The 10,690-nt window shown below is 72.9% G+C and carries 11 protein-coding genes and 1 pseudogene; 5 read left to right on the top strand and 7 right to left on the bottom strand.

Annotated elements, in window-relative coordinates:
- Positions 1–97: 97 nt before the first annotated feature.
- Positions 98–436 (bottom strand): YciI family protein, encoded by a 339-nt coding sequence (locus ACFWEJ_RS22620; RefSeq protein ID WP_377231434.1) that lies wholly within the window; start codon positions 434–436, stop codon positions 98–100.
- Positions 437–571: 135 nt separating this feature from the next.
- On the opposite strand from ACFWEJ_RS22620, the gene ACFWEJ_RS22615 reads away from it, so the two are divergent.
- Positions 572–1,402 carry a helix-turn-helix domain-containing protein gene (locus tag ACFWEJ_RS22615; RefSeq protein ID WP_377231433.1) on the top strand — a complete coding sequence of 277 codons (831 nt, stop codon included), beginning with the start codon at positions 572–574 and terminating at the stop codon, positions 1,400–1,402.
- Between the two features lie 95 nt (positions 1,403–1,497).
- Positions 1,498–1,881: a TIGR03618 family F420-dependent PPOX class oxidoreductase gene (locus ACFWEJ_RS22610; RefSeq protein WP_377231432.1), complete on the top strand. Its 384-nt coding sequence runs from the start codon at positions 1,498–1,500 to the stop codon at positions 1,879–1,881.
- 177 nt (positions 1,882–2,058) lie between these two features.
- Here ACFWEJ_RS22610 and ACFWEJ_RS22605 read toward each other — a convergent pair whose 3' ends face one another.
- From ACFWEJ_RS22605 to ACFWEJ_RS22580, 6 genes are all read right to left on the bottom strand, one after another.
- Positions 2,059–3,861, bottom strand: coding sequence for a dipeptide ABC transporter ATP-binding protein (locus tag ACFWEJ_RS22605; protein WP_377231431.1), 1,803 nt, complete (start codon positions 3,859–3,861; stop codon positions 2,059–2,061).
- Entirely contained in the window at positions 3,858–4,685 is an 828-nt protein-coding gene (locus ACFWEJ_RS22600) for an ABC transporter permease (protein ID WP_377231430.1), read from the bottom strand. The genes ACFWEJ_RS22605 and ACFWEJ_RS22600 overlap by 4 nt, the downstream gene beginning before the upstream one ends.
- The gene (locus tag ACFWEJ_RS22595) at positions 4,682–5,665 is read right to left on the bottom strand and encodes an ABC transporter permease (protein ID WP_377231429.1); all 984 of its coding nucleotides are present in this window, start codon (positions 5,663–5,665) and stop codon (positions 4,682–4,684) included. Before ACFWEJ_RS22595 ends, ACFWEJ_RS22600 begins: the two co-directional genes overlap by 4 nt.
- Positions 5,662–7,329 (bottom strand): ABC transporter substrate-binding protein, encoded by a 1,668-nt coding sequence (locus tag ACFWEJ_RS22590; RefSeq protein ID WP_377231428.1) that lies wholly within the window; start codon positions 7,327–7,329, stop codon positions 5,662–5,664. The genes ACFWEJ_RS22595 and ACFWEJ_RS22590 overlap by 4 nt, the downstream gene beginning before the upstream one ends.
- A gap of 148 nt (positions 7,330–7,477) precedes the next feature.
- Positions 7,478–7,777 (bottom strand): hypothetical protein, encoded by a 300-nt coding sequence (locus ACFWEJ_RS22585; protein WP_377231427.1) that lies wholly within the window; start codon positions 7,775–7,777, stop codon positions 7,478–7,480.
- Between the two features lie 119 nt (positions 7,778–7,896).
- On the bottom strand, positions 7,897–8,049 hold the full coding sequence (locus ACFWEJ_RS22580) for a hypothetical protein (protein ID WP_377231426.1): 153 nt from the start codon (positions 8,047–8,049) through the stop codon (positions 7,897–7,899).
- 199 nt (positions 8,050–8,248) lie between these two features.
- Between ACFWEJ_RS22580 and ACFWEJ_RS22575 the strand changes: the two genes are divergently transcribed.
- The 3 genes and pseudogenes from ACFWEJ_RS22575 to ACFWEJ_RS22565 form a co-directional block, all read left to right on the top strand.
- The gene (locus ACFWEJ_RS22575; protein WP_377231425.1) at positions 8,249–9,466 is read left to right on the top strand and encodes a toxic anion resistance protein; all 1,218 of its coding nucleotides are present in this window, start codon (positions 8,249–8,251) and stop codon (positions 9,464–9,466) included.
- A gap of 23 nt (positions 9,467–9,489) precedes the next feature.
- Entirely contained in the window at positions 9,490–10,092 is a 603-nt protein-coding gene (locus ACFWEJ_RS22570) for a hypothetical protein (protein WP_377231424.1), read from the top strand.
- Positions 10,089–10,690: pseudogene (locus tag ACFWEJ_RS22565) on the top strand (hypothetical protein); the annotation flags it as partial. The gene ACFWEJ_RS22570 and the pseudogene ACFWEJ_RS22565, both read left to right, overlap by 4 nt.

Raw genomic sequence — 10,690 nt, 5'->3', positions numbered from 1 at the left:
CAGCTGGCTGAAAGCGAAGAAACCCGGGCCTCAAAGGGGATTCGCCCGCAGCGCATTCGCCCACGGCGGGACGACGTCGTCCCCGCGGGCCGGGGTCTCAGGACTCCGGGTCGTACATCAGCTCCCGGACCTCCTGGGCGCAGCGGCACCCCTCCGCGATCCGGGCCGCCCACTTCACCGCCTCCTCGCGCGAGGGCACCTCGAGGATCGAGAACCCGCCGATCACGGCCTTCGCCTCCGGGAACGGCCCGTCGGTCACAGTGCCGTCCGTCGCGACGATCGCGGCCTGCTGCCGCTCCAGCCCGGCGCCGAAGATCCACACCCCGGCGTCCTTGGCCGCCTGCACCACCGCGTGCGAGGCCTCGGCCACCGCGGGCAGGTCCTCCTCGGGGAACGTCATCGCGCCGTCGTCGAACGAGATCAGGTATCGCGGCATGCCGGGCCTCCTTTGTCGTCACGGCCGTCGCAGGCCGACTCCTCCTGGCAGACGAGCCGCACCCCGGGAAGTCATCGGTGACCGCCCGCGCACTTCCCTGGCGGGCCGGGGGCGACCGCGTGGAGGATGACCCCCATGGAGTCCTACGTCGAGCGGCCGCCGCTGCCCGCGCTGGCGGGCGCGGTGCGGACGGTGTGGGTCCAGCGCACCGGCGCGACGGCGTACGTCCAGCGGAACCTGCCCACCGGCGGCGTCGAGATCCACCTTCCGGTCGGGGGCAGCCCGCAGCTCATCGGTCCGCTGACCGGCCCGGAGATCGAGGTCGTGCCGCCACGCACCACGATCGTCGGCGTGCGGTTCCTGCCGGGTACCCCGCCGCCCCTGCCCGCGACGCTCGACGACCTGGTGGACCAGCGCGTGGACCTGGCCGACCTGTGGGGCGGGTCGGTCGACGCGCTCGTGGACCGGACCGCACGGGCGAGCACACCCGAGCGGGCGCTCGACCTCCTGGAGGCCCATCTCGTGCACCTCCTGCGGCGAGCGGCCGGGCCGGACCCGCTGGTGGGCGCGGCCGTCGGTGCGCTCATGCCCTGGCACCGGGTCGGCATCGACGCCCTCGCCGGCCGCCTGGCGCTCTCCCCGAGCCAGCTCCGCCGCCGCTGCCTGCACACCGTGGGCGTCACGCCCAAGGTCCTCCAGCGGACGCTACGCTTCCAGGGCTTTCTCGCGCTGGCCCAGGCCGGTGCGGTGGCCACCGGCCGGCGGGGCGCGGACGGCACCGCGGGCCTCGCGATCGACACCGGGTACGCCGACCAGGCTCACCTGAGCCGGGAGTGCCTGCGGCTGACCGGCCTCACCCCGCGGGGGCTGCTCGGCGGCGGGATGGACCGCTGCGCCTGCGGTCACGAGCACGCGGCGTCGTACCGCCCCTTCCTCGCCACGCGACGTCGTCCGCCGCGGGCCTGAGCCCGCTCGTTTCGTTCAAGAACCGCCGCCGTCCTGCTCCTAGGTTGGGCCCAGCCATCCCCGCCCGAGCACCATCCCGCCGAAGGAGTCCTGACATGCTCGAACCCGCCGTACGCCGCGTCCTGGACGGCACCTCGATCGCGCACGTCGCCACCGTCCTCCCCGACGGTTCGCCGCACGCCGCCCCGGTCTTCGTCGGCACCCACGGCGACCAGATCGTCTTCTTCACCGGTCCAACGATGCGCAAGGCCCGCAACCTGCGCCGCGACCCCCGGGTGGCCCTGTCCATCGCGCCCGTCGACAACCCGTTCGAGCCCGTCGTCGTGCGCGGCAGGGTCGTCGAGTGGCTCGACGGCGAGACGGGCTGGGCGATCGTCGACCAGCTGGCCAGGAAGTACACCGGCGCGCCCTACTCCCGCGAGCACGAGCGCGTGGTGGCCGTGATCGAGCCGGAGCGGCAGAACGTGGGCGTCGGCTGACGCGTGCGTCGGTGGCGCCGGCTTCCGCCCGAGAGCGCGCGTCCGGACGGCCAGGAGTTCACGTCACGCCCGGGTGGGTAACGCTGAGCTATCAATGCTCGCTCAGCGTTACCCACCCGTGGGCGCAGTCGTTTCCCCGGAGATCGGCAGGCATCGGGCAACCCACCCGGCGGGCTGCTAGAGCCGGACGGCGTCCCGCAGCAGCCGCGCGTACGGGTGCTCCGCGTCGTCGAACACCGTCGCGGCCGGGCCCTGCTCGACGATGCGGCCCTCCTGCATGACGGCGACGTCGTCGCTCATGTGCAGCGCGACGCCGAGATCATGGGTGATCAGCAGGTACGCGAGGTCACGTTCGCGCTGGAGCCGGTCCAGCAGGTCGAGCACCTGCGCCTGGACCGAGACGTCGAGCGCCGAGACCGGCTCGTCCAGGACCAGCACCCGGGGTTCGGCGGCGAGCGCCCGCGCGACGGCGACGCGCTGGCGCTGTCCGCCCGACAGGTGGAGCGGGCGGCGGGCGGCCAGCGCGGGGTCGAGGCCCACGGTGTCGAGGAGGGCGGCGATCTCGGCGCGCACGGGTCCGGGCCGGACCGAGCGGCCGCGGGTGACCGCGTCGGCGAGGATGGCGCCGACCGTCCAGCGCGGGTCGAACGAGCTCAGGGCGTCCTGGAACACCGCGCCGATGAGCGGCCGGCGCGGGCGCCGTCGGGCCTCCGGGAGCGGGCTCCACGGCTCGCCCAGCAGCGTGACCTCGCCGGCGTCGGGATGCTCCAGCCCGAGCAGGAGCCGTGCGGTGGTCGACTTGCCCGACCCCGACTCGCCGACCAGCCCCAGCGTCCGGCCGGCACGCAGGGCGAACGACACGTCGTCGGCGGCGACGATCTCCCGCCCGCCGACGTGGAACACCCGCGACAGCCCGCGCGCCTCGACGAGCACGTCCTCTGCCGCCGCTCCGGCGTCGGCGTCGCCCGCCCCGGCGGCGCCGTCGGCGCCGGCGTCGGCGAGCGTAGGGTTGGTCGCGTTCTCGCCGCTCAGAGAGCGACTATCTCTACGCTCGTCGGCGCCCGTCCCCGCCGACGGCGGGACCAACGACGCCGGGACCGCCGGCGGCGGGACGAGGGCGGCCGGCGCAGCACCGCCCCCGGACAGCAACGTCCCCCGCGCCCGCCCCGCCGGGACCGCGTCGACCAACTTCCGTGTGTACGGGTGCCGGGGCCGCTCGAACACCTCGGTCGGCGTGCCCTCCTCGACGACCACGCCGTCGGTCATCACGAGCACCCGGTCCGCGATGCCAAGCACCACGGACAGGTCGTGGCTGATCAGCAGCACGCCGGTGCCCTCGTCACGGAGCTGGCCCAGCAGCCGCAGCACGCCGGCCTGGACGGGCTGGTCGAGCGCAGTGGTGGGCTCGTCGGCGATGACCAGGCGCGGGCCGGCCGCGATGCCGGCGGCGATCAGCGCCCGCTGCCGCTGCCCACCCGAGAGCTGGCCGGGGCGCTGACCGGCCCGCAGCTCGGCGTCGGGCAGGCCGACGCGCTCCAGGAGCTGAAGGGTGCGCGCGCGGCGCGCGGCGGCATCGAGGTCGGTGTGCAGGGCGAGCGTGTCGCCGATCTCACGGCCGACGGGGCGCAGGGGGTCCAGCGAGACGAGCGCGTCCTGCGCGATGAGCCCGACGGTGCCGCCGCGCAGCTTCCGCAGGCGCCGTCCGGACAGGGACAGCACGTCCTGACCTGCGACGGACAGCCGGGCAGCCGACACCCGAGCGCCCTCCCCCGCCAGGCCGACGACGCTGCGCGCGGTGACGCTCTTGCCCGAGCCGGACTCGCCGACGATCGCGACGCACTCGCCCGCCGCGACCTGGAGGCTGACGCCGTCAACGACCCTCCGCCCGGAGAACGACACGACGAGGTCCCGGACGTCCAGCACCGGCCCGTCCGGCCCCACCGGCGTCGGCTCCACGGACGTCCGCCCCACCCCGCTCATGTCGCGCTCCTGTTCCGCTTCTGGATGCCCCGCCCGATCACGGTCGCGGCGGCGGCGCTGGCCACGATCGCGAGGCCGGGGAAGAACGTCATCCACCAGAAGTTGGCGATGTAGGTGCGCCCGGCGGCGAGCATCGCGCCCCACTCCGCGGCGGGCGGCACGGCGCCCAGGCCGAGGTAGCTCAGGGACGACACCCAGATCACGGCCTGCCCCAGGCCGAGCGTCGCGAGCACGAACAGCGCGGCGGTCACGTTCGGCAGGATGTGGCGCGCGGTGATCCACAGCCGCCCGCGTCCCAGCACGCGTGCGGCCTCGATGAACTCGGCGGACGCCGTCCGGCGCACCTGGGAGCGGATGATGCGCGCGTAGCCGGGCGCCGTGGCCAGGCCGACGGCGATGGTCGAGCTCAGGACGCCCGGCCCCGTGACCACGATGAACAGCAGCGCGAGCAGGAGCCCGGGGAACGCGAACAGCACCTCGACCACGCGGGTGGTGCCGAAGTCGAGCCAGCGCGGGCCGAGCCCGGCCACGAAGCCGAGCACGATCGCCAGGCCGATGCCGATCGCCGTCGCGAGCACGCCGATCAGGAGCGACTCCGAGGCGCCGTGCACGACGCGGGTGTAGATGTCCCGGCCCGATTCGTCGGTGCCGAAGAGATGCGCGAACGACGGCGGCTGGAAGGCGTCGGCGTGCGAGACGGCGAGCGGGTCGCCGGGGGCGAGCAGGTTCGGCCACAGCGCGGCGACCACGAGGAGCACGAGGAAGACGGCGGCCAGCGCCTCCGCGACGCTGAACCGGAACCCCCCAACAGAACGAAGGCTCACTCCCCCACCGCCCGGGTGCGGGGGTCGATGACCCGGTCGGCAAGGTCGGTGACCAGGGTCATCACCGTGTACGCGAGCGCCACCACCAGCACGATGCCGGTCACGAGCGTGACGTCGCGCAGCTGCACGGCGGACAGCAGGCTGCGTCCCAGCCCCTGCCGTGCGAACACGGACTCGACCACCACGGCCCCGCTGATCAGGGACCCGAAGGCCCAGCCGGACAGGCCGACGGCGGGGATGGCCGCGTGCCGCAGGGTGTGCCGCCAGAAGATCCGCGCCTCGCTCTCGCCGCGCGCCCGGGCCGTGGTGACGAACGGCGACTCCATGGCCGTGAGCAGCGACTCGCGCATGACCTGGCCGAGGAACCCGGCGAGCGGGATGGCCATGGTGAGCGCGGGCAGCACGATGCCGAGCGGCCCGGGCACGCTGACCGGCGGGAGGATGCCGAGGGTCAGGCTGAAGAAGAGGATGAGCACGGTCGCGAGCCAGAAGTGCGGCACGGCGGCGGCGACCAGCTCCAGCCCGGAGCCGATGACCCACGCGATCCGCCCGCCCCGCACGCTCCAGGCCGCCAGGCCGGTGGCGAGCGCCCAGGCGAGCGCGAGGGAGACCAGGGCGAGCGTGAGCGTGGCGCCGAACTGCTCGCCGATCGCGGTCAGCACCGGCTTGTGCAGCGAGTACGACTGGCCGAGGTCGCCGGTCACCAGCCGCCCGAGGTAGGTGAGGTACTGGACGACGAGCGGCTGGTCGAGGCCGTACTCGCGGCGCACCTGCTCCAGCGCCTCCGGCCCGGCCTGCGAGCCGGGGCCGCCGAGGATCGCCTCGGCGGGATCGCCCGGGACGAGCCGCAGGGCGAAGAACGTGATGGTCGCGGCCGCCCACAGGACGAAGACGACGCCGCCGGCGCGCAGGAGCAGCCAGTGCCGGTTGCCCGGCACCGGCTTCCTGCGCGCCCCCGTGGTGGCGACCGGAAGGGTCAAGGCGCCAGCCAGGCCCCGGCGAAGGTCGGCGTCGACACCGTCGGCATCGCCCGCAACCCCTGCACGGTGGACGACCGCAGGAAGTGGTTCTGCTGGTCGTACAGCGGCAGGATGTAGTAGCCCTCCAGGATGATCTGCTGCGCCTGCTCGTAGAGCGCGGCCCGCTCGTCGGCGTCGCTGGTCGCGGAGGCCTGGGTGAGCAGGTCGTCGAGGTCGGCGTCGTCCACCTGCGCGAGGTTCGCGAAGTAGCCGCTCGGCGCCGGGGTGATCGAGTCCGAGTGGTACAGGATCCGCAGCACGTCCGGGCCGACCTTCGTGTACGGCGCGCTGACCAGGTTGTACTCGTTCTCCGCGAGCACGCCGTACCAGCTCGACAGGTCCAGCGGCTGGAGGTTGACCTCGAAGCCCGCGGTCTTGGCGTCGGCCTGGATCTGCTCGAACAGGGACTGCTCGGCGGGGATCGACTGGTTGGTGCTCACCGGGAAGTCGAGGCTGAGGCGCTCGCCGTCCTTCATGCGGTAGCCGTCGGCGTCGCGCTCGGCCCAGCCGGCGTCGTCCAGCAGGTCGGACGCCGCGTCCGTGTCGACCGTGAACAGGTCGGGCAGGCTCAGGCCCAGCGGCTCGACGCTGGACAGCGGCGAGTAGGACCGCTCGGCGGTGCCGAAGAACAGGCTCTCGATGCCGTCGTCCACGTTCACGGAGCGGATGAACGCCTCGCGCACGCGCTCGTCGTCGAAGGGCGCCTTGCCCGAGTTGAGCTCGATGCGGTTGGAAGCGCCGGGGCGCGGGGCGTCGAGCTCCTCGATCGCGTCGTCCGACTCGGCAGACTTGATGGTGTCCGGCTGCGCGTTGTCGATGACCTGGACCTCACCCGACTGGAGCGCGGCGTAGCGGCTCGCGGAGTCGGGGATGAACCGCCAGACGATCGAGTCGAGGTACGGCAGGTCGCTGCCCTCGGTCGCCTCGGCGACGTCGGCCGGCGGCGAGTTGTAGTCGTCGTTGCGGACCAGCGTCACCGAGTCCTGGCGCTCCCACGTGTCGACGACGAACGGGCCGGTGCCGACGGGCGCGGCGCAGTTCTCCTCCTGGCTGCGCTCCAGGGCCTTCGGCGACTCCATCGCGACCCACACCTGCGACAGCGACTCCAGCAGCGCGGAGTCGGGCGCGCTCATCTCGAGCCGGACCAGGTGGTCGTCGACGGCGACGACGTCCTTGATCTTCGCCAGGGCGAGGTACCCGGTGGACGACGCCGTGGCGGGGTCCTGCACGTGGGCGATGTTCGCGGCCACGGCCTCGGCGTCGAACGGGGTGCCGTCGGTGAACGTCACGTCGTCGCGGAGCGTGAACTCCCACTCCAGGCCGTCGTCGCTCGCGGCCCACTCGGTGGCGAGCCACGGGATGACCTCGCCGTCCTCGTCGAGCGAGACCAGCGACTCCAGGTACTGGGTGGCGATGAGCGCCTGCGGGTAGTTGCCGCCGACGTGCGGGTCGAGGCAGGACGGCTCGGCGTCGCCCGACGCGTACGTCAGCGTGCCGCCCGTGACGGGTTCGCCCGACGGTTCACCGCTGGACCCTCCCCCGGGAGAACAGGCGGCGAGGAGCAGAGCGACGGCGGCCGTGACGACGACGGCGGCACGCGGGCGGGAGAACCGGCGCGAGGGCATGGCTTCGTGTACATCCTGTCTGGAAGGGTGTCCGAACGACTCCGTTCATGCTCCCAAACCCCGGGCCCCGGCGGGCCTATTCCGTGAGACGACGCCGGGTGAGGCGCACCACACCCCGTGCGGTTCTCACCGTGCTGTTCCGGTGCGGTCAGGCGGCCGAGTACCGCTGGCGAGCGGCCTCGCCCGTGGTGCCCAGCGCCTGGCCGACGACGTTCCACGACAACCCCTGGGCGCGCGCCTGGGCGACGGCGTCGCGGACGGCCTTCTCCGCCTGGCTGGTCAGGTAGATGCGTCGGGCCGCAGCTCGCTGCAGTTCCAGCAATGCCGGTTCGGTTGGTCGCAGCTTCTCGGCGTAGTCGTCGGTGACGGCCTTGGCCGCCATCTCCTCACCCCAGGCCTCCAGCTCAGCCCGCTCCTCGGGTGTCAGGTTCAGGTCCTCGATCTTCATGCTCACCTCACCTCGCCCCTCTCCTTGGGCGTCAGGAACTTGTCCCGAGCCTCCATCGCGTGGAAGACCACGAACTGGATCCCCCACTTCGAACGGTGCCCGATCTCCAGGAGCACTCCCTACTCGGCCGGGCCGATCGTCATCACCGAACCGTCCTCGTCGTTGTCGAAGCCGCGTCGCGAGAAACCCAACGCGTGCCCGATGTCTGCCTCCGTGATCCCCGGGTGCTTCAACGCACTCGGCAAGACCAGGATGCCCTCAACTTCATCCATTTCGCAAGGCTACTTGCCAAGGCATCTTGTGGCGCGGCCTGGGCCTCGCGTGACAACAAATAAACAGTCACCCGCCGCCCCGGGAACTCTGTTCGCCGCCCCCTCGTTCTCACCCCGCCGAGCAGCGCTTCCGCCCTCGTCGACGGTAGCCCGCGGCATATACTCGCCGCGTTCGGACGCCCTATCTCGAGGAGCACCGATGACCGAGCCGATGCCGCTTCAACCCCCCGCGCCAGCAGAGCCGCTCGTGCTCACCGCGCCCGACCCGGTGCAGCCCGTCGCCGCCACTCAGGCGCCCAAGATGGCGCCCAAGGTCGACCCCGCCGTGGCGCCCGCGCTCGACCAGAAGGTCACCACGTACCTGGACGGCCTGCTCGGCACCGACACCCGGTCCCCCGAGTTCGCCCGGCGCGCCGACGACGTGCGCACCATGGGCGACGCGGACATCCGGCAGGCCGCCGACTCCAGCAACCGCCTGCTGGCCACGCCGGTCCGCGCCCTGAAGGAGGGCGGCCTCGCCGACGGCTCGAAGGTGGGCCAGACCCTCCTGGAGCTGCGCCGCACGGTGGAGGACCTGGACCCGTCCGAGGCGAGCGTGGGCCGCAAGATCCTCGGCGTCATCCCGTTCGGCGACAAGATCCAGGACTACTTCCGCCGCTACGAGTCCGCCCAGGGCCAGCTGAACGCCATCATCCAGGCCCTCTACAACGGGCAGGACGAGCTGCGCAAGGACAACGCCGCGCTCAACCTGGAGAAGCAGAACCTCTGGGACACGATGACGCGGCTCAACCAGTACATCTACGTGGCCGAGCGGCTGGACGCCCAGCTCTCCGCGAAGATCGCCGAGCTGCAGATCGCCGAGCCCGAGCGGGCCAAGGCGCTGTCCGAGGACGTCCTGTTCTACGTGCGCCAGAAGCACCAGGACCTGCTCACCCAGCTCGCGGTCTCGATCCAGGGCTACCTCGCGATCGACATCATCATCAAGAACAACGTCGAGCTCACCAAGGGCGTCGACCGCGCCACCACGACCACGGTCTCGGCGCTGCGCACCGCCGTCATCGTGGCGCAGGCCCTCGCCAACCAGAAGCTCGTGCTGGACCAGATCGGCGCCCTGAACACGACGACGTCCAACATGATCGCGTCCACGTCCAAGATGCTCGCCGACCAGTCGGCCACCATCCAGGAGCAGGCCGCGAGCTCGACCGTGGGCATCGAGCAGCTCCAGTCGGCGTTCGCGAACATCTACGCGACGATGGACTCCATCAGCGACTTCAAGACGCGGGCACTGGACTCGATGTCGCAGACCATCGGGGTGCTGCAGACGGAGACGACCAAGGCGTCCGAGTACGTCGAGCGGGCACGACGCACGAACACCGACGGCGTGGCGAGCGGTTCTCTCGACCTCGGCAACCGGTGACGGCCGCGGGCACGGGGGAACGCATGGGTTGGTGGCAGCGGGTCTTCGGCGGCGGACGCACCGAGGAGGAGCCGCCCCTCGCGATCCCGGCGCCGCCCACGACCGAGCAGATCGTCACGTCCGTCGACGCCGTGCTGGCGCGCGCGTCCGGGAAGGCCCCCGCGGCCGTCACGGCCCGGGTGCAGCGCGTCGCCGAGACCGTGCACGAGATGGCCCCGCGGCTGGACCGGCTCGGCGCGGGCTCCCAGCAGGCGCACACCGTGGTCGCCACGGCGACGAGCTACCTGCCGGAAGCCGTGGACGCCTACCTGCGGCTGCCCCGCGACTTCGCCGACCGGCGCGTCGTGGACCGCGGCAAGACGTCGCTCCTGATCCTGTGCGACCAGCTCGACCTCCTGGGCGCCACGCTCGACAAGATCTCCGACGCCGTCTCCCGCGCCGACGCCGTGGCTCTCGTAGCGCACGGCCGGTTCCTGGAGGAGAAGTTCGGCACCTCGGGCGGTCTCACCCTCCCGAGCGCCGGCCAGTCGCTCCCCGGCCAGCCACCACCGGGCCAGGCTCTGCCCGGTCCGGGCACGGCCGGCCCGGGCCCGACACCGGGTCCCGCCCCGCTGGAGGCCCCGTGACCACGACGGCGCTCACGGCCGCCCTCGACGCCCTGGCCCAGGCCGGCACCGCCGCCGGCCTGGCCGCCCAGGCAGCCCGCGCCGAGGGCGAGCGCCTGGCCGCCGCGGTGGCGGAGTCCTCCCCCGGCGCCCCGGCGGACTGGCTCCAGGCCACCGCCTCGGGCGGCTCGGCAGCGAGGGTCGCCGCCCGCCCGACGTCGTCCACCCTCCAACCGTTCTTCGACGCCGCCGTCAGCGCCCGCCGCTGGCGCTCCGCCCCGACCGAACTGCTGGAACACCTCATCACGACGGCCCCGCAGCACGCCCCGGCCTACGCCGACGCGCTGTCCGCCGTCGTCGACGCCGCCGCCACCCTGGGCGACCCGAGCATCAGCGCCATCGCCGCCGCGGAGGGCACCAAGGCAGTCCACCGCAGCGCGGCAGCGGGCCGCGACCAGGCACCCACCCCCAAGTACCCCACCCCCACGGACGCGGCCCAGGCCCACTCCACCCGGCCACCACTCCCACCAGGCGAAGGTGACCTGACAGCCAAGGCCGCGGGGTCCGAGATACCGCGCCCGGATGTATCCCTTCCCGAAGTGGAGGGCCCCCTGGGGCC

Origin of the sequence: Promicromonospora sp. NPDC060204 (assembly GCF_042728455.1) — a bacterium.
In the GTDB taxonomy this organism is placed as follows: Bacteria; Actinomycetota; Actinomycetes; order Actinomycetales; family Cellulomonadaceae; genus Promicromonospora.
The sequence above is the reverse complement of the archived record's forward strand: the minus strand, read 5'-3'. Positions and strand labels throughout refer to the sequence as shown.